15 protein-coding genes and 1 pseudogene are annotated in these 18,850 nt (G+C 68.8%); 7 read left to right on the forward strand and 9 right to left on the reverse strand.

Features of this window, described 5'->3' with window-relative positions; all coding sequences use genetic code 11:
- Positions 1-9: 9 nt before the first annotated feature.
- Both LOK44_RS28225 and LOK44_RS28230 read right to left on the reverse strand, forming a co-directional pair.
- Entirely contained in the window at positions 10-450 is a 441-nt protein-coding gene (locus LOK44_RS28225; RefSeq protein WP_237573395.1) for a nucleoside deaminase, read from the reverse strand.
- Positions 447-1,853, reverse strand: coding sequence for a purine-cytosine permease family protein (locus LOK44_RS28230; RefSeq protein WP_237573396.1), 1,407 nt, complete (start codon positions 1,851-1,853; stop codon positions 447-449). Before LOK44_RS28230 ends, LOK44_RS28225 begins: the two co-directional genes overlap by 4 nt.
- A gap of 113 nt (positions 1,854-1,966) precedes the next feature.
- Between LOK44_RS28230 and LOK44_RS28235 the strand changes: the two genes are divergently transcribed.
- Complete coding sequence (locus LOK44_RS28235; protein WP_237573397.1) at positions 1,967-3,520, forward strand: molybdopterin-dependent oxidoreductase; 1,554 nt, start codon at positions 1,967-1,969, stop codon at positions 3,518-3,520.
- 10 nt (positions 3,521-3,530) lie between these two features.
- Here the strand turns inward: LOK44_RS28235 and LOK44_RS28240 are convergent, their stop codons facing one another.
- A complete protein-coding gene (locus LOK44_RS28240; protein ID WP_237573398.1) occupies positions 3,531-4,139 on the reverse strand; it encodes a mycothiol-dependent nitroreductase Rv2466c family protein in 609 nt (202 codons plus the stop codon).
- Between the two features lie 121 nt (positions 4,140-4,260).
- Between LOK44_RS28240 and pepN the strand changes: the two genes are divergently transcribed.
- The 4 genes and pseudogenes from pepN (at position 4,261) to LOK44_RS28260 (ending at position 9,175) form a co-directional block, all read left to right on the forward strand.
- Positions 4,261-6,849 carry an aminopeptidase N gene (gene pepN / locus LOK44_RS28245; protein WP_237573399.1) on the forward strand — a complete coding sequence of 863 codons (2,589 nt, stop codon included), beginning with the start codon at positions 4,261-4,263 and terminating at the stop codon, positions 6,847-6,849.
- Between the two features lie 92 nt (positions 6,850-6,941).
- Positions 6,942-7,319, forward strand: coding sequence for an HNH endonuclease (locus tag LOK44_RS28250; RefSeq protein ID WP_237573400.1), 378 nt, complete (start codon positions 6,942-6,944; stop codon positions 7,317-7,319).
- A 113-nt stretch (positions 7,320-7,432) separates the two neighbouring features.
- Positions 7,433-8,788: pseudogene (gene pknB, locus LOK44_RS28255) on the forward strand (Stk1 family PASTA domain-containing Ser/Thr kinase); the annotation flags it as partial.
- A gap of 246 nt (positions 8,789-9,034) precedes the next feature.
- Positions 9,035-9,175: a hypothetical protein gene (locus tag LOK44_RS28260; RefSeq protein ID WP_237573401.1), complete on the forward strand. Its 141-nt coding sequence runs from the start codon at positions 9,035-9,037 to the stop codon at positions 9,173-9,175.
- A 155-nt stretch (positions 9,176-9,330) separates the two neighbouring features.
- On the opposite strand, the gene LOK44_RS28265 is transcribed toward LOK44_RS28260, so the two are convergent.
- From LOK44_RS28265 to LOK44_RS28275, 3 genes are all read right to left on the reverse strand, one after another.
- Positions 9,331-9,801 (reverse strand): DUF5130 domain-containing protein, encoded by a 471-nt coding sequence (locus tag LOK44_RS28265; RefSeq protein ID WP_237573402.1) that lies wholly within the window; start codon positions 9,799-9,801, stop codon positions 9,331-9,333.
- On the reverse strand, positions 9,788-9,991 hold the full coding sequence (ctaJ, locus tag LOK44_RS28270) for an aa3-type cytochrome oxidase subunit CtaJ (protein WP_237573486.1): 204 nt from the start codon (positions 9,989-9,991) through the stop codon (positions 9,788-9,790). Before ctaJ ends, LOK44_RS28265 begins: the two co-directional genes overlap by 14 nt.
- An 84-nt stretch (positions 9,992-10,075) precedes the next feature.
- On the reverse strand, positions 10,076-10,726 hold the full coding sequence (locus LOK44_RS28275; protein ID WP_237573403.1) for an HNH endonuclease: 651 nt from the start codon (positions 10,724-10,726) through the stop codon (positions 10,076-10,078).
- A gap of 142 nt (positions 10,727-10,868) precedes the next feature.
- On the opposite strand from LOK44_RS28275, the gene LOK44_RS28280 reads away from it, so the two are divergent.
- On the forward strand, positions 10,869-11,264 hold the full coding sequence (locus LOK44_RS28280; protein WP_308192816.1) for a globin: 396 nt from the start codon (positions 10,869-10,871) through the stop codon (positions 11,262-11,264).
- A 21-nt stretch (positions 11,265-11,285) separates the two neighbouring features.
- On the forward strand, positions 11,286-12,854 hold the full coding sequence (locus LOK44_RS28285) for a glycoside hydrolase family 13 protein (RefSeq protein WP_237573405.1): 1,569 nt from the start codon (positions 11,286-11,288) through the stop codon (positions 12,852-12,854).
- On the opposite strand, the gene LOK44_RS28290 is transcribed toward LOK44_RS28285, so the two are convergent.
- Genes LOK44_RS28290 through LOK44_RS28300 form a run of 3 tightly spaced genes read right to left on the reverse strand, consistent with a single transcriptional unit; the run spans position 12,851 to position 18,836 of the window.
- Positions 12,851-13,534, reverse strand: a complete 684-nt coding sequence (locus LOK44_RS28290) for a DUF8185 domain-containing protein (protein WP_237573406.1) — start codon at positions 13,532-13,534, stop codon at positions 12,851-12,853. The two genes, LOK44_RS28285 and LOK44_RS28290, sit on opposite strands and share 4 nt — an antisense overlap.
- The gene (locus LOK44_RS28295) at positions 13,531-13,950 is read right to left on the reverse strand and encodes an acyl-CoA thioesterase (RefSeq protein WP_308192821.1); all 420 of its coding nucleotides are present in this window, start codon (positions 13,948-13,950) and stop codon (positions 13,531-13,533) included. The genes LOK44_RS28290 and LOK44_RS28295 overlap by 4 nt, the downstream gene beginning before the upstream one ends.
- Positions 13,951-13,967: 17 nt before the next feature.
- Positions 13,968-18,836, reverse strand: coding sequence for an NAD-glutamate dehydrogenase (locus tag LOK44_RS28300; protein ID WP_237573407.1), 4,869 nt, complete (start codon positions 18,834-18,836; stop codon positions 13,968-13,970).
- Between the last annotated feature and the right edge of the window lie 14 nt (positions 18,837-18,850).

Raw genomic sequence — 18,850 nt, forward strand, 5'->3', positions numbered from 1 at the left:
CCGTTCACCTCACTCACCGATGTCCTCCGCCCACAGGTCGGGGCGCGCAGCGATGAAGTCGGTCATCATCTCCACGCACCGCGCGTCGTCGAGCACCGTGACCGAGACGCCGTGCTCGGCGAGCCAGTCGTGTCCGCCGCGGAAGGTCGTCGACTCCCCCACGATCAGCGCGCCAATGTTGAACTGCCGCACCAGCCCGCTGCAGTACCAACACGGCGACAGCGTGGTGACCATCACCGTGGAGCGGTAGTTGCGCTGCCTGCCTGCGGCGCGGAACGCGTCCGTCTCGGCGTGCACCGACGGGTCGTCCTGCTGCACGCGCCGGTTGTGGCCGCGGCCGAGCACGCTGCCGTCGGCGGAGAACAGCGCCGCCCCGATCGGGATCCCGCCCTCCGCCAGGCCCTGTCGTGCCTCCTCGACGGCGACGTCCAACATCTGCTCCGGTGTCACGACGTCACCGGCGCCACGTCGCGCTCCTTGGCGATCTTCGACCTGCACAGCAGCAGGTAGCAGCCGCCCGCCAACAGGAAGCCCGCGAAGAACGTGACGTCGCCGAGTTCTGGCACGGCCCTGGTGACCACGCCGACCAGCTTCTCCTGGTTGGCGAACAGCAGCACCGACGCGACGAGGCCGATGACGAAGGACAGCAGGCCGTTCCAGTTGGTGTACGACCGGTCGTAGAGGAACTCCGCGATCGGTTGATTGCGGCGCAGGTACTGGTCGGCGAACACGACGCCCAGCCACGGCCCGATCCAGTAGGCGATGATGAGCAGGAACGCCTCGTAGCTGTGCGCGGCGTCGGGAAGCGCCCACCATGCCACCAAGAAGCCGGCCACGCCGAAGAACACGGTGACCAGGGCCCGTGCGATGTGCGCGGGCAGCTTGATCCCGATCGTCACGAAAGCCATTGCGCCGGAATAGATGTTGATTGAGTTCGCGGCGATGGCGCCGACGGCGATCGCCAGCAGCGTTGCGTTGGCGATCGGTGAGGCCAGTTCGGAGGTGAACGAGCCGGTGGGGTCGGCGAGCGACGCCTCGCCAGTGGTCACCGATGCCGCGCCGACGATTTCGAGCACCACACAGGACAGGAACAGTCCCGACGACGCGAACAGCCCGGTGCGCGCGGTGGATACGGTCGACGGCAGGTACCTGGTGTAGTCGGCCGCGTACGGCGTCCAGCCTGCGGCGTAGCCGAACGAGGTGCCCACGGTCAGCAGGAAGCCGCCCATGCCGCCAACGCCCTCGGCCGCCACGGGCGTGGTGAAGTCGGCGTGCGCGAAGATCGCCACCGACGCGACGACGAAGATGACGGCCAGGAACGGGAACGACCACCGCTCGAAGGCCTGCACCAGGTTGTGCCCGAAGAAGGCGAAACCCGTTTGCAGCAGCACGATCACGATGAGCGCGACCAACGGGCCGATGCCGAACAGCGTCGAGAGCGCGAACGCGCCGCTGACGCTGTTGGTGGCGAACCAGCCCACACCGGCAGTGATGGACATCAGCACCGACGGCACGGCGTTGCCCCTGAAACCGAATGCCATGCGGCCCAGCACCATCTGCGGCACCCCGTGCAGTGGACCGCGCGCGGACAAGAAGTAGTGCGCGGTGGCACCGAGCCCCGTGCCGATCACGATCCCAGCGACCGCCTGCCAGAACGTCATCCCGAAGGCGAGCACCGCGAGCATGCCGACGAAGATCGTCGCGAACTCGAGGTTCGGTGACGTCCAGGTCCAGAACAGTTGGCGCGGCTTGCCGTGCCGGTCGGCTTCGGCGATGTACTCGTTCCCTCCGGGTTCGACGGCGACGATCCGGTCGCGATAGGTGCCGTCCGTGGTGGGCTCAGCGACTGCCATTGGCATACCGTTCACCCAGTCGCCGCCGCTCGCAACCGGAGCGGCTCATTGGGCGTCAGGTTTTGGTCACATCGCCGTGCCATCCCGAACGTCGCCCGCGCCGAATGAGTGTCATGACGACGCCGCGCCTGTCCGCAGTCCGCGCCGCGACGACCGGGCTCGTCGCCGTACTGGCGGCGCTGGGCGTCGGGCATCTGGTGGCCGGGCTGCTGCTGCTTCCTGCCGCCTCACCGTTCCTCGCGGTCGGCAATGCGTTCATCGACCGCACCCCGGCGCCGGTGAAGGACTTCGCGATCTCCACGTTCGGCACCAACGACAAACCGGCCCTGCTGGTCGGCATGGCGGTGGTCCTCGTCCTGGCTGGCCTGCTGATCGGGCTGGCGTCGCGTCGCACCGTGTGGCCAGGGATCGTGGCCGTCGTCGTCCTCGGGATCGTCGGCGCGCTGGCGGTGCACGAGCAGTCGTCGGGCCGCCTCGGACTGCTGGCGCCGCTCGGCTCGATGGTCGCCGGGGTCGCAGTGTTCTGGTGGCTGCACCACCGGGCCCGCCCGGCGGCGGAGACGCCAAGGGGTGGGGTGGGTCGGCGCGGCTTCGTGATCGGTGCCGCCGCCACCTCGGTGGGTGCGCTGCTGGCAGGCGCGGGAGGCTTCGCGTCGGCCCGCCGGATCGACGTCGCGGAGTCACGCCGCGGCGTGGGCGAACTGGTGCCCGCCACACCGGCGCCGCCGATCCCGGCCGACGCCGCGTTCCCTGAACTCGGGACCCCGACGTTCCTCACGCCGGTCGCGGACTTCTACCGCATCGACGTCAATCTCGCCGTGCCGCAACTACGCGCGGAGGACGCCACCCTGCGCATCACCGGGATGGTCGACGAGCCGATCGAACTCAGCTTCGACGACATCCGTTCCATGACGCTGGTCGAGAAGACCATCACGATGACGTGCGTGTCGAACGAGGTTGGCGGACCGTACGTCTCGACGGCCAACTTCATCGGCGTGCCACTGCTCGAGCTGCTCGACCGCGCCGGGATCCGCGACGGTGCGCAGCAACTGGTCGGGCACGCGGTCGACGGGTTCACCCTCGGCACGCCACTGGACATGCTGCGCGGCGCCGGCGACGACGCCCTGCTGGCGATCGGGATGAACCGGGAGCCACTGCTGCCCGAGCACGGCTTCCCGATGCGCACCGTCGTCCCCGGGTTGTACGGCTACGTCTCGGCGACGAAGTGGGTCACCGAACTCGAACTCGCCACCTACGACGTCAAGCCCTACTGGGTCGAACGCGGATGGGACGGCCAACCGCCAGGCATCGTCCCGATCAAGATCTCCTCGCGCATCGACGCACCGACGTCGTTTCAGCGCCTGCCCGGCGGGGACGTCACGATCGCCGGCACCGCGTGGGCGCAGGGCCGGGGCATCAGCCGCGTCGAACTGCGCCTCGACAAGGGCCCGTGGCAGCCCGCCGAACTGGCCACCGAGGTGAACCCCAACACGTGGCGGATGTTCCGGCTGACGACGGTGCTGCCCGCCGGTCAGCACACCGTGACGTGCCGCGCGTTCGACGGCGACGGTCAGATGCAGGCCGAGGACCGGCTCCGGCTGATCAACCCCGGGCCGGTTCCCGACGGCTCCACGGGGTGGCACTCGATTGTGTTCACCGTCGAGTAGCCGGCCCGCGTCAGTCGAACTCGGGCGACTCGGTGCGCGAGCGCTTCAGCTCCCAGAAGTGCGGATACGACGCGAAGGTCACCGACGCGTCCCACAGCTTGCCTGCCTCCTCGCCGCGCGGGATGCGGGAGAGCACCGGACCGAAGAACGCGACCCCGTTGACGTGGATGGTGGGCGTGCCCACGTCGTCGCCGACGGCGTCCATGCCCGCGTGGTGGCTCTTGCGCAGCGTTTCGTCGTACTCGTCGGATGTGGCCGCCTTGGCGAGGTGCGCCGGCAGACCGGCGTCGGCGAGCGCGCCCTCGATGACGTCGTCGAAGTCCTTGTTGCCCTCATTGTGGATCCGGGTGCCCATCGCCGTGTACAGCGGGGCGAGCACGTCCGTGCCGTGAGCCTGCTCGGCCGCGATCGCGACGCGCACCGGGCCCCACGCCTTCTTCATCATCTCCTGGTACTCCTCGGGCAGGTTACGGCCCTCGTTGAGCACCGCGAGGCTCATCACGTGCCACTGCACGTCGATGTCGCGGACCTTCTCGACCTCCAGGATCCAGCGCGAGGTGATCCAGCACCACGGGCACAGCGGATCGAACCAGAAACCGGCGACATCCTTCTTGGTCATGAGCGTGCGTTCCCTTCGGTCGGTGAGGGCAGATCTCCGTTCGGCACAACCCTGCCGTCGACACCGATGTTCCCCCCACGGCGCCGCGCCATGCATACCGGCGGCGTCTAGTGTGCTTGACGTGGCTCTTCCCAATCTGACCCGCGACCAGGCCGCCGAACGCGCCGCCCTCGTCACCGTCGACGCCTACCGCATCGAACTCGATCTGACGGCCGGTGAGCGCACCTTCCGCTCGACGACCACCGTGGAGTTCAGCGCGCTGGCCGGTGCCGACACCGTCATCGACATCGCCGCCGACACCATCCACCGCGCGACGCTCAACGGTGTCGACGTCGACGTCTCGGGCTACGACGAGTCGACCGGCATCCCCCTGGTGGGCCTGGCCGAGCGCAACGTCGTCGTCGTCGAGGCCGACTGCCTCTACTCCAACACCGGTGAGGGTCTGCACCGGTTCGTCGACCCCGTCGACGACGAGGTGTACCTGTACTCGCAGTTCGAAACCGCCGATGCCAAGCGGATGTTCGCGTGCTTCGACCAGCCCGACCTGAAGGCGACGTTCGACGTCACCGTCACCGCGCCCGCGCACTGGCAGGTCATCTCCAACGGAGCGACCGTGTCCGCCGACGGAGCCGCTCCGGCGGCGACATCAGGCTCCGCGGCCGTGCACACCTTCGCCACCACGCCGCGGATGAGCACCTACCTGGTGGCGCTGATCGCCGGGCCGTACGCGCGGTGGGACGACGTCTACACCGACGAGCACGGCGACATCCCGCTCGGCATCTTCTGCCGCGCTTCGTTGTCGGAGTTCATGGACCACGAGCGGCTGTTCACCGAGACCAAGCAGGGCTTCGGGTTCTACCACCGCAACTTCGGCGTGCCGTACGCGTTCGGCAAGTACGACCAGCTGTTCGTGCCGGAGTTCAACGCCGGTGCGATGGAGAACGCAGGCGCGGTGACGTTCCTCGAGGACTACGTGTTCCGGTCGAAGGTCACCAGGTACTCCTACGAGCGGCGCGCCGAGACGGTGCTGCACGAGATGGCGCACATGTGGTTCGGCGACCTCGTCACCATGACGTGGTGGGACGACCTGTGGCTCAACGAATCCTTCGCGACGTTCGCGTCGGTGCTGTGCCAGGCCGAGGCGACCGAGTACACCCAGGCATGGACCACGTTCGCCAACGTCGAGAAGTCGTGGGCCTACCGGCAGGATCAGCTCCCGTCGACGCACCCCGTCGCGGCCGACATCCCCGACCTGCACGCCGTCGAGGTGAACTTCGACGGCATCACCTACGCCAAGGGCGCAAGCGTGCTCAAGCAGCTGGTGGCCTACGTGGGACTCGAGGCGTTCCTGGCCGGGCTGCGCGACTACTTCCGCGACCACGCCTTCGCCAACGCCACGTTCGGTGATCTGCTTGGCGCGCTGGAGAAGTCGTCGGGACGCGACCTCTCGCACTGGGGCAGGCAGTGGCTCAAGACCACCGGCCTCAACACGCTGCGCGCCGACTTCGACGTCGACGCCGACGGCGCGTTCACCCGCTTCGCGGTCAGCCAGAGCGGCGCGGCGCCGGGCGCCGGGGAAACCCGCGTGCACCGGCTGGCCGTCGGCATCTACGACGACGACGGCAGCGGCAAGCTGGTGCGCGTCCACCGCGAGGAACTCGACGTCGAGGGCTCCGAGACGGATGTACCCGGACTGGTGGGTGTTTCACGGGGCAAGTTCGTCCTGGTCAACGACGACGACCTCACGTACTGCTCGTTGCGACTCGACCCGGACTCGCTGCACACCGTGCTGAACCGGATCGCCGACATCGCCGAACCGCTCCCCCGCACGCTGGCCTGGTCGGCCGCATGGGAGATGACCCGCGACGCCGAGATGAAGGCCCGCGACTTCGTGGCGCTCGTCATGGCGGGCGTGCACGCCGAGACCGAAGTCGGTGTGGCACAGCGCCTCCTGCTGCAGGCGCAGACCGCGCTCGGCTCCTACGCCGACGCGGGGTGGGCGGCCGAGAACGGCTGGCCGGCGTTCGGCGACCGGCTGCTCGACCTCGCCCGCGAGTCTGCTCCCGGCTCGGACCATCAGCTCGCGTTCGTCAACGCCCTGTGCACCTCGGTGCTCTCGCCTAACCACGTCGCGGTGCTGTCCACGCTGCTGGACAACGAACCGGCCGCGGTGAACCTGCCGGGCCTGGTGATCGACACCGACCTGCGCTGGCGCATCGTCACCGCGTTGGCCGCCAGTGGTGACGTCGACGCCGATGGCATCGAGACGCCGCTGATCGACGCCGAGGCTCAGCTGGACCCGACGGCGGCGGGCAAGCGCAACGCCGCCGCGGCCGCGGCGGCACGTCCGCAGTCGGCGGTCAAGGAGGCCGCCTGGCAGCTGGTGGTCGAGGACGACACGCTGGCCAACATCACCACCCGGTCGATCGTCGGCGGCTTCGCCCGGCCAGGCCAGGGCGACCTGCTGGCGCCGTTCACCGCCAAGTACTTCGAGGCGATCTCCGGCGTGTGGGAGCGACGCTCCAGCGAGGTCGCGCAGACCGTGGTGATCGGGCTGTACCCGTCGTGGGACGTCAGCCAGGCGGGTCTCGACGCGGCCGACCGCTTCCTCGCCGACCCCGACGTCCCGCCCGCACTGCGCAGGCTGGTGCTCGAGGGCCGCGCCGGCGTCGAACGATCCCTGCGGGCCCGCGCCGCCGACTCCGCCTGACCTCTCCCCTTCTCCCGCGAGCGTGCGTGTCTGCGGGCAACACGCCGTGGTCGTGCCGGAGTTCGCGCACGCTCGCGCCGCATGATGTTCCGATGGCGGGTACCAACAGCCGGAGAGCGCGGGCAGCGCGCAGGCGCACGCGACGGGTGAAGGCCGTCGTCAACGACCTCACCCCCGCGCAGTGGGCGGCGATCAAGGCCGCGTGGGACGGGTGCGCGTACTGCGGCGCGACCGGCGGTGCCCTGCAACGCGACTGCGTGATGGCGATCTCCCGCGGCGGCCGGTACACGATCGACAACGTGGTACCCGCGTGCGGGGCGTGCAACGCCAGCAAGTGCAACGACGAGGTGACCGGCTGGCTGCGCCGCAAGCGTCTCGACGAGCGGGCTTTCCTCGAGCGGTACGTCCGGATACGGGCGGAGCTGGTGGCGCAGACCACGGCCATGGAACGCGAACCGTCGTTCGACTAGCCGTCGCGCGCGACCAGAACATGCCACCATCAGCAGGTGGCCCTCACCCCGGCGTACCGCATCGCAGCACCGGCGCAGCGGCGTGCCTCGACGGTAGCGGTGGGGTCCAGGTCGTGACGACACCGCGGCGATTGTCCGGCCGCTACGAACTCGGCGAGATCCTCGGCCTCGGCGGCATGAGCGAGGTGCACCTCGCTCGCGACCTGCGGCTGCATCGTGACGTCGCGGTCAAGGTGCTGCGCGCCGACATGGCCGAAGACAGCAGCCTGAACCTGCGATTCCGGCGCGAAGCGCGCAACGCCGCCGGGCTCAACCACCCTGCGATCGCCGCGGTGTACGACACCGGCGAGGTGGAGACGCAGGACGGGCTGCTCCCCTACATCGTGATGGAGTACGTCGACGGGCTCAGCTTGCGCGACGTCCTTCGCATTCACGGGCCGCTCGAAGCGCAGCGCGCGATCGAAGTGGTTGCCGACGTGTGCCAGGCGCTGAGCTTCAGCCATCGGCGCGGCATCATCCACCGCGACGTCAAACCCGCCAACATCATGATCGACAAGAGCGGCTCGGTGAAGGTCGTCGACTTCGGCATCGCCAAGGCGATGCTCGACGACGAGCAGAGCGTGACCCAGAGCGGCGCCGTGATTGGCACTGCCCAGTACCTGTCTCCCGAGCAGGCCCGCGGCGACCCGGTCGACCCGCGCGCCGACGTGTACTCACTCGGCTGCGTCCTCTACGAATTGCTCACGGGCGAGCCGCCTTTCGCGGGCGACTCCGCGGTCGAGGTCGCCTACAAGCACATGCGCGAGTCGCCCGTCCCGCCGTCTCGACGCAACGCCACCGTCACCGCGGATGCGGACGCCGTCGCCCTCAAGGCGATGGCCAAGGACCCCGACGGCCGCTACCGGAGCGCCGCGGAGATGCGCACCGACCTAGTCCGCCTGCACAGTGGATCGCCGTCCTATGCCGCCTCGGCCGAAGCCGATACCGACGCCGCCATCGCGTGGACGCCCCCGACCGTCCCGTTGGTACCCGGCAAGTCCCGCACGGCACGGATGCCGACGCAGGGTTCTGCCCGCGGCCAGGATCGCGAGCCGCGCGGTTCGGTCGGGCGCTGGTTGGCCGGCGTCGCCGTGCTGGCCGTAGCGGCCGTCGTGGTGACGATCGGAATCAACGCGGTCGCGCCCGACTCTCAGGACGCGACCGTGCCCACCACCCCGGATGCGCCGTCGTTCACGCGTACCGAAGCACCGCTGGTGACGGCCAACGACGAGCAGGCCGTGGTGCCGGACGTGTCGTCGATGAGCTACGCCGAGGCGGTCATGGCCCTGACGAACGCGGGCTTCCGCAACTTCCAGCAGTCGTCGCTGCCGTCCACGCCCGAGACCGAGGATCGCGTGGTGGGTACCAATCCCCCGGCGAACCGATCGACCGCGATCACCACCGAGATCACCATCGTGCTCGGCTCGGGCTCGCCGCTCGACGGGCCATAGCCAGCAAACGGTATGCGCGCCATTTCGCGGGCACGGCGGTTCGTCGTGCAGCTCCCAGGACGGCCGTTGACGGCACCGATGTGAGCGCAAGATCACAGGTCAGAACTTGATTTACATGGCGTTAACACGGACTATTGAGGAGCCCGCCGACTGAGCGATCCTCATGTCGGCGGGCACACAGCAATCAACGCTCTGTGACCCGGAGCACAACGTAGGAGTACCCGAATGCCCCTCGCTCGATACCGCGCCGAAATGACGCGCGCCATCAACCGGCGCCGTCTGTACGCACGGATCTACGCCCTCCCGCAGTCCACGGTTCGCGAAGAACTCCTGGCGATCGCCCAGAGGCACGACGCCGACCAGTGACGCAGCGATTCTCGTAAGCCGGTGATCCTCGGGATCACCGGCTTCTTGCTTTTCAAGGAGCGCGAGCGTGCGTGAAGTCGGCTTCGCGAGCGGCGTGTCGCCCGCAGACACGCACGCTCGCCGAAGGACGGCCCGAAGAACCGGCTACGGGAAAGTCAGCGGGGGGAGACGCCGGCAGACAGCACGCGCACGGCGCTGATCAGTCCGTCGATGAGGTCGCCCTCTTGGAACGACGCCGCGGCGGCCGAAACGCCCAGTGGCGCAGCCTCCTCGATGCCACGGCCCTTCACCTCCGAGCCGTACACCACCTCGATCGCCCGCTGATTGGGCGACACCGCGAGCAGCACGGCGTTCTCGGGGGTGGGCACCCGCGCCAGGATCATGCGCGCCGTTCCCGCGGTGTCCTCGCCGAGGTCGCCGAGGTAGACCGCGAAGCGAGCCCGCGCCGCGCGCGACCCGTACTTCAGCGCGTCGTCGAGGATGACGAGGTCCTTGACGGGGAACGGGTAGTGCACCGACAACGTACCGGGCTCGGTGACGCCGGAGATGCGTCCGCTGAGCGTCTGCGCGTACCCGTAGGGCAGGACGGCGCCGTCGGAGGTCTTCGCGAGTTCACCAGCGGCCACTTGCGCCACCTCCTACGGTCAGGTGCGTGCCGTGGCCGCCGTGGCCATGGTCAGCAGGCTCGGGAGAGGCCCACAGAATCGGTTCGTGGGTCCACTCCTGGGACAGTTCGTACGTCTTGGGGTGCGGCCCCTTGCGGCGGTAGATCAGGGCCGCCAGGATCAGCAACACCAGCAACGGAACGCCGCCCATGATCGAATGGGCAATCGCGACTTCGCTCACGGTGCAAACCGTATCAGCAGGCTCGCGCGGCCCGCGGGGTGAACCGGCGAAGGCTCACGCCGCTCCCTCGCCGAGGTAGCGCACCCACGCCGGGTCGAGTTCCTTGACCGTCGAGAGCAGCCGCCAGTGCTGCCCCTTGGGCGGTAGCGGCGTCGCCCGCAGCGTCCAGCCCAGCTCGCTGAGCATGTGGTCGGCCTTGCGGTGATTGCACTGCGCGCAGGCGGCGACGCAGTTCTCCCACGAGTGCTCGCCGCCGCGGCTGCGCGGGATGACGTGGTCGACGGTGTCGGCCTTCTGTCCGCAGTACGCGCAGCGGAACCGGTCGCGGTGCATGAGCGCGGCCCGCGTCATCGGCACCCGCGCCCGATACGGCACCCGCACGAACGTCCGCAGTCGGATCACCGACGGGACCGTGATGGTGCGGGTGGCGGAGTGGATGACCGGACCCGAGGGATCCTCGTGCACGACGTCGGCCTTGCCGCACATCAGCATGATCACCGCGCGCCGCATCGGCAGCGCGGTCAGCGGCTCGTAGGTGGAGTTCAGCAGCAGCACCCGGCGACGACCCCAGATGGACGCCTGGCTTCCCACCCGGCCGTCGACGGTCGCGTGCAGGAACGCGCCCGCTGCAGGAGCAGCAGGGAGCCCGGTCAAACCCGTCGCGGTCCCGTGTTGCCGGCCGCGACTTCTTCCTCGCTGCGACATACGCCCTCCGAGGAGACAGTCCACCATGGATCCGAGTCGTCCGCACGACAATTCTGACCGTGTTCGCAGGTCAGTTCGATGAACAACGCGTGACGTCGACGCCTGCGACGCGGCCCCGAGACAGCGGAGGACAATGGACGCCGTGACAGACGATTCCCGGTCGTTCTACGACGCGGTCGGCGGCGCGGAGACGTTCCGCAGGATCGTGGGCCGCTTCTACGAGCTGGTGCGCGACGACGAGATCCTGCGCCCGCTCTACCCGGAAGAAGACCTCGCGGCTGCCGAAGTCCGTCTGCTGATGTTCCTCGAGCAGTACTGGGGCGGCCCGCGCACCTACTCCGACCAGCGCGGACATCCACGGCTGCGGATGCGTCATGCGCCTTTCCGAATCGGCTTCCTCGAACGCGACGCCTGGCTGCGGTGCATGCACACCGCCGTCGCGGAGATCGACGCCCAGACGCTGGACGACGCGCATCGCAAGGCGCTCCTGGACTACCTCGAGATGGCCGCCCAGTCGATGGTCAACTCGACGTTCTGACTTGCGGCAGGATGGGTTGGCGTGACCCAATCCCCCGACGCGTGGTGGTCCCGCGCCGTGTTCTACCAGGCCTACCCACGGTCGTTCCGCGATAGCAACTCCGACGGCGTCGGCGACCTCGACGGCGTCACCGATGGCTTGGACTACCTGGCCCGGCTCGGCATCGATGCGCTGTGGCTGAACCCGGTGATGGTCTCGCCGATGGCCGACCACGGCTACGACGTGGCCGACCCCCGCGACGTCGACCCGATCTTCGGTGGGCTCGACGCGCTGGACCGGCTGATCGAGGCCGCCCACGCGCGCGACATCAAGATCACGATGGATCTCGTCCCGAATCACACCAGCTCCCGACACCCGTGGTTCGAGGCGGCTCGGGCCGCAGGCCCTGGCAGCGCCCAGCGTGAGCGCTACGTCTTCCGCGAGGGCAGTGGGACCGACGGCATCCATCCGCCGAACAACTGGGTGTCGGTCTTCGGCGGCCCCGCGTGGACCCGCGTCGTCGAACCCGACGGCAACCCCGGCGAGTGGTACCTGCACCTGTTCGACCCCGAGCAGCCCGACCTCAACTGGGAGAACCCGGAGGTCTTCGACGACCTCGAGAAGACGCTGCGGTTCTGGCTGGAGCGGGGCGTCGACGGGTTCCGCATCGACGTCGCGCACGGCATGTCGAAGCCACCGGGCCTGCCCGACATGGCCACCACCGATCTCGCGATGCTGAGCCACGACTCGGAGGACCCGCGCTTCAACCACGACGGCGTGCACGACATCCACCGCGGGATCAGGACCATCGTCAACGACCATCCCGAGGCCGTGACGATCGGCGAGATCTGGGTGTTCGACAACGAGGACTTCGCGAAGTACCTGCGGCCCGACGAACTGCACCTGGGCTTCAACTTCCGCCTCGTCCGCGCCGAGTTCGACGCGATCGAGGTGCGCGAGGCGATCGAGAACTCGCTTGCGGCAGCGGATCTGGCCGGCTCTCCCCCGACGTGGACGCTGTCCAACCACGACGTCGACCGGGAGGTCAGTCGCTACGGTGGCGGCGAGGTCGGTTTGGCGCGCGCGCGGGCGATGGCGCTGGTGATGCTCGCGCTGCCAGGCGTGGTGTTCGTCTACAACGGCGAAGAACTCGGCCTGCCCAACGTCGACCTGCCCGACGAGGTGCTGCAAGACCCGGTGTGGGAGCGATCCGACCACACCGAGCGCGGCCGCGACGGGTGCCGGGTGCCCATGCCGTGGTCGGGCGACACGCCGCCGTTCGGCTTCAGTTCCTCACCGGACACGTGGCTGCCGATGCCTCCCGAGTGGGCGGCATTGACCGTGGAGAAGCAGGACGGCGTCGAGGGTTCGACGCTGGAGTTCTTCCGTCGCGCGATCGAACTGCGGCACGGAAGAACCGATCTCGGCACCGGCGTGGAGTGGCTCGCGACGCCGACCGGAGTGCTCGCCTTCCGCGGACCCGACGGCGTGACGTGTCTGCTCAACGCCACTGATCACCCCGTGCCACTGTCCGACGAGGACGTGCTGATCACCAGCGCTCCCCTGGTGCGCGGTGACCTGCCGCCCAACGCCGCGGCCTGGGTGTCCTAACGCAAGACCAGCGCCGGGTCGCCGCGGCGGCGGTACACGGTGCCGAACCTCGCGTCGACGCGCACCCATGACGGGTGCACGCGTACCCGCACCACTTCGTCGGCCGCCACCGACTCCGGAGCGAAGTCGTCGGCTCGCGAGGGTGACTGCGGCAGGAAACCCATTGCGGTCAAGGCGAATACGCACCTCATGGGAACGCCGACCGATGCGTCGCCCGAGCTGACGGCCACTACCTCCTGGTCGAGCAGCGATGCCGGGGGGCCGTGCGCGCTGCCGTGCTCCTTGGCCAGGGCGACGCCGCGCTGCGCCAGGTCGAGCACCGCACGCGCCGGCACGTCGTCGAGGTGAACGAATCCGCTGTCCGGGGGCAGGGCACCACGCCAGGCCGAATCCATGGCGAAGCCCGTGTCCACGAAGCCGGACCGGTCCATCGCCGGCAGCGAACGCGCCAGCGCGTCGGCGCCGGCCGACAGGTCCGAGGGACGCACCCGGCCACCGACCACGCGGCTGGCGAGGACGTCGAAACCCGTTGCGACCCAGGCGACGACCAAGCCATCGGCACGTTCGCGGAACCTGATCACGGCCGACTCGTCGAGCCGCAGCACCCGATCGACGAACGTCGCCAGGTCGTCGCGGTGCGCGCCGCCGTCGAGCCACAGACCGCGTTCCCCGGCGCTCATCGCTGGTAGCGCTGGAGGTACTCCCGATGATGCGGCGCCAGGCGCACCAACTTCTGCGCCTCGATGTCGAACGCGGCCAGCTGCGTCTCGGCGATCACCGCGGGCTTCGAATCCGGATCCGCCAGCACAGAACGCACCTCGTAGCCGAGCGTGAAGTCGACCGCACGCAGGCGGTTGACCCAAATGGTCACCTGCAGCGGCGAATCGGCGAGTCGCAGCTGGCCCTTGTACGCGACGCGCACCTCGGCGATCAGCAGCCCGGTGGTCGCGAAGTCGTCGGCGAACGGCTTGGTGAGGAACGGCACGCGCGCCTCTTCGAGGATCGTCACCATCGTCGCGTGATTGACGTGCTGGTACATGTCGATGTCCGACCATCGCACCGGCACCGGTGTCGTGAACCGCTCCCGACCGTCGATCCGTGGCGGCTGGTCCGTCACCCGGTGGCTCCCGTTCCGCTCGTCCTGGTCATGCTTCGTATCTGGCGCGCCGCCACCGACAGCGTCGCCAGATCCTTCTCGCCGTCGTCGTAGATCTCGGTGAGGGTGCGCCGCGCTCGCGCGACACGCGAGCTGTTCGTGTGCTCCCACTCCTCGATCTTCTGCTCGCCGGTCTCCTCCGGCTCCCCCACCGCCAGCACGTCGAGGCACAATGCGCGCAGCGAACCGTAGATGTCGTCGCGAATCGCCAGACGTGCCAACGAATGCCAACGGTCGTCGCGGGCCAGGCCCGACACGGCGGTCAGCAGTCCGTCGGTGCCGAGGTGATCCATCAGCGCGAAGTAGGCGTCGGCCACCTCCGCGGGCTCGCGGTCCACGATGTCGGCGATGTCGATGATGTCGAGCAGGCTGTACTGGTAGAGCCCCGTCGCGACCATCGTGGCGAGATCCTCCGAGACGCCCTTGGCGGTGAACTCGGCGGACTGCTGGGCCACGATGTCCCTGTCGGACCCGCGCAACCACTCCGACATCCGCGGGGTCAGCGCAGCCACCTTCGACGCGAAGCGGTTTACCTCGGCGCCGACGGCCAGCGGCTGTGGACGGTAGTTCAGCAGCCACCGGCTCGCCCGGTCGATGAGCCTGCGCAGATCCAGCGTCATGCGGTCCGTCACCGAGACCGGAACACCCTGGGCAGCAGCCTCTCTGATCCCGAGCCACACCTCCCCGACGCGGAAGATCTCGTCGACGGCGACGAAACTGCGTACCGCGTCGACCGGCCCGACGCCGGTGTCCTCGGTGACCCGGTAGGCGTAGGTGATGCCGCTGGTGTCGACGAGATCGTTGACGAGCATGGTCGTCACGATCTCGCGCCGCAGCTGATGGGTACGGATGTCGGGCCCGAAGCCCTCGCGCAACTGCGACGGGAAGTACTCCGGCAGACGCGCCGCGAACACTTCCTGGTCGGGCAGGTCGGTCGCCAGCAGGTCGTCCTTCAAAGCCAGCTTGACGTGCGCCATGAGCGTCGCCAACTCCGGTGAGGTGAGACCCAGCCCGAGGTCGATGCGCCTGCGAATCTCCTTCTCCGGCGGCAACGCCTCGAGTTCGCGGTTCAGTCCCCGGCGGGCGGTGAGTTCCTTGATCTGGCGGGAGTGCACGGGCAGCAGGCTCGCGGCGTTGGCTCGGCTGGTCCCCATCAGGTCGTTCTGCGAGGCATTGTCGGCGAGCACGAGCTGGCCGACCTCGTCGGTCATCGACATCAACAGACCGGTGCGCTCCTCGGCGCTGACCTTGCCCGCCGTGACGAGCGCGTCGACGAGGATCTTGATGTTGACCTCGTGATCCGAGCAATCCACGCCTGCGGAGTTGTCCATCGCGTCGGTGTTGATCCGCCCGCCGTTCAGGTCGAACTCGATGCGGCCGCGTTGCGTCACGCCGAGGTTGCCGCCCTCGCCGACGACCCTGGCGCGCAACTGGTTCCCGTTGACGCGGATCGGGTCGTTGGCGCGGTCACCGACGTCGGCGTCGGACTCGGTCTCGGCCTTGACGTAGGTGCCGATGCCGCCGTTCCAGAACAGGTCGACCGGCGCCAGCAGGATGGCCTTCATCAGGGCGGGCGGCGTCATCTCCTCGGCGTCATACGACAGGCCAAGTGCCGCGCGGACCTGGGGACTGACCGGGATCGACTTCTGTTCCCTGCTGTAGATGCCGCCACCCTCGCTGAGCAGGCTGCGGTCGTAGTCGTCCCAACTCGACCGCGGAAGGGCGAACATCCGGTGGCGCTCGTCCCACGAACTCGCCGCATCGGGGTTCGGGTCGAGGAAGACGTGCCGGTGGTCGAACGCCGCGACCAGCCGAATGTGCTTGGACAGCAACATCCCGTTGCCGAACACGTCACCGCTCATGTCACCGACGCCCACGACGGTGAAGTCCTCGGTCTGCGTGTCGTGGCCCATTTCGCGGAAGTGTCGCTTCACCGATTCCCACGCGCCCTTGGCCGTGATGCCCATCGCCTTGTGGTCGTAGCCCACCGACCCGCCGGAGGCGAACGCGTCGCCGAGCCAGAATCCGTAGGACTTCGCGACCTCGTTGGCGATGTCGGAGAACGTGGCGGTGCCCTTGTCCGCGGCCACCACCAGATAGGCGTCGTCGCCGTCGCGCCGTACCACCCGGTCGGGCACCGTGACGGTGCCGCTCACGGTGTCGACGTTGTCGGTGACGTCGAGCAGCCCTCCGATGAACAGGCGGTAGCACGCCACGCCCTCGGCACGCTGCGCGTCGCGGTCGGCGGCCGGGTCACCGGTGGGCGACGGCGGGTTCTTCAGCACGAACCCGCCCTTGGCGCCCACGGGCACGATCACCGCGTTCTTGACTGCCTGGGCCTTGACGAGTCCGAGGACCTCGGTGCGGAAGTCCTCCTTGCGGTCCGACCACCGCAGGCCGCCGCGTGCGACGTTGCCGAACCGCAGGTGCACGCCCTCCACCCGCGGCGAGTACACGAAGATCTCGTACTTCGGCCGCGGCAAGGGGAGTTCGTCGATCAGGCGCGGATTCAGCTTGATCGACAGCACGTTCTGCTCGCGCGCCGAGCCGGCGCGGGTGACGAAGTAGTTGGTGCGCAGCGTCGCCTGGATCATCGACGCGAACGCCCGCAGTACGCGGTCGGTGTCGAGGCTGACGAGCGCCTCGATGTCGGCCGCCACGACGGCGGCTGCGGCCTGCGCGTCGGGGCGGGTGTCGGACTCCGACGGATCGAACAGCGCCTCGAACAACCGCACCAGCGCGACCGCGGTGTCGGGGTTGCCGTTGACGACGGTCTCGATGTGGCTCTGGCTGTACGGAAAACCCGCCTGCCGCAGGTACTTCGCGTAACTCCGCAGAATCGTCACCTGCTGCCAGGTGAGCCCTGCCCGCAACACCAGCTCGTTGAACCGGTCGATCTCGACCCGGCCCTGCCAGATCGCGGTGACGGCGTCGGCGAACCGGGTGGCGGTGGCGGCGCGTTCCTCGGCGTCGTCGGGGTCCGGTATCGACGGGTGTACCGCGATCTTGAACTGGTAGATCCACACCGGCAGACCGTCTTTGCGGGTGACGGTGAACGGCCGTTCCTCGAGCACGACGACGCCCATCGACTGCAGCATCGGCAGCAATTCGCTCAGCGATGCGGATCGCCCGCCGAGATACCAGGTCAATTGCGCGGCATGGTCTTCGGCGCCGTCGGCGAACACCAACTTGACCGAGTCGTCCGACAAATGCTCGATGATCTCGATGTCCGCGATGGCGTCGTCCGGGCTGAACGCCTGCTTGTAGACCTCCGGGAACGCCGCTGCGTAGTGCTCGGCGTCGGTGTGGCTGATGGCGCCGTCTCGCACCGCACCCATCAAACGGTCGCCCCACGTACGCGCGGCCTCCGTCAGCAGGCTCTGCACCCGGGTCTCGTTCTCCAGCGACGTGTCGACGTCGGTCCGCACCGAGCCGTCCGGCAGCTTGACCGTGAAGTGAACGACGGCCCAGGGGGATTCACTGACGCGCGCGGTGTACTCGATGGACAGGCCACCGAACTCGCGGACCAGGATGTCCTGCATCTCCAACCGGACGGCGGTCGTGTACCGGTCGCGTGGCAGGTACACCAGGCACGAGACGAAGTGCGCGAGCTTGTCGGCCCGCAGGAACAGCAGGGCCCGTCGCCGTGACCCGAGGTCGACCACGGCCTTGGCCCGCTCCAGCAGATCACGTGCGGTGAGCGAGAAGAGTTCCGGCCGCGGGATGGTCTGGATGATGTCGAGGACCAGCTGGCCGGGATGGCTGGGATCACCGTGCGCGAGCGCCAGCGCCTCGTTGACACGGCGCGATATCAGCGGAATCTCCAGCACGTTCGCATTCGCCGCGGCGACCGTGAACAGACCCACGAACCGGTGCTCGATCGTGGTGCCACCGGGCAGGTTCTCCCGGACCACCACGATGTACGGGTACGCGCCGTAGCGCAGGTAGCTCGGCATGGTCGCCTGGGCGAGCACCAGCAGGTCGTCGTCGCCGGTGAGCTGGGGCAGCACGTCGGTGCGCAGCCGCAGCACACCGAGCCGGCTGGCGGGCTCCACCGATGCCTCGCCGTTGCGCACCGCGCAACGCTGGTAGCCGAGCATCACGAAGTGACCGGCAGCCAGCCAGCGCAGCAGCGCCGCCACGTCGCGGCGGTCGTAGCTCGGGAAGTTGCCCGCCACGTCGGAGTCGAGCGCGTTGGCCAGCCCGACCAGCATCGCGTTCAGCGCGCCGGTGTCGACGGCGACCTGGCGGGCATCGGCGAGCACGTTGGGCAGCAGCTCGGCTGCCTCCGTCACGGCCTTCGCGTCGGCGGACGGCGAGAGTTCGACGTGGATCCAGGATTCGTCGATGCCGTCCCTGGCTGCCTGCGGATCGGCGGCGGGCTGCATGTCGAGCAGCTCGCCGTTGGCGCTGCGGCGCACCCGGAACACCGGATTCATGATCGCCACGTAGGCGACGCCGAGGCGGTGCAGCAGCACGGTGACCGAGTCCATCGACATCGCGCTGGCGTCGGTGACGATCTGTATCGCGGGGCCGCAACCGGATTGGTCACCCGAGGCGTACACCGCGACCTTGGTCTCGCCCATCGATCGCTTTCGGCCCACCTTGCCGTGAGCGGCGAGCAGCGCCGGCGTGACGATGCCGCCTGCGATGGAACGGGCGATCGGCGCGGTGACGGTGGAGTCCGCGGCGGGTGCGTCACCGTGCGGTCCCCGGTGGGTCTGCAGGTACGCCCTGGCGAGCGTGGCGTTGGGATCCTGGCTGGGAATCGTCGTCGTCTCAGCCGAGCCGTCGGCGCCTCTGCCGCTTCCCGGAATCACCGTCATGCCGATCTACTCCC

It is taken from the genome of Mycolicibacterium lacusdiani (assembly GCF_021916785.1).
GTDB lineage: Bacteria > Actinomycetota > Actinomycetes > Mycobacteriales > Mycobacteriaceae > Mycobacterium > Mycobacterium lacusdiani.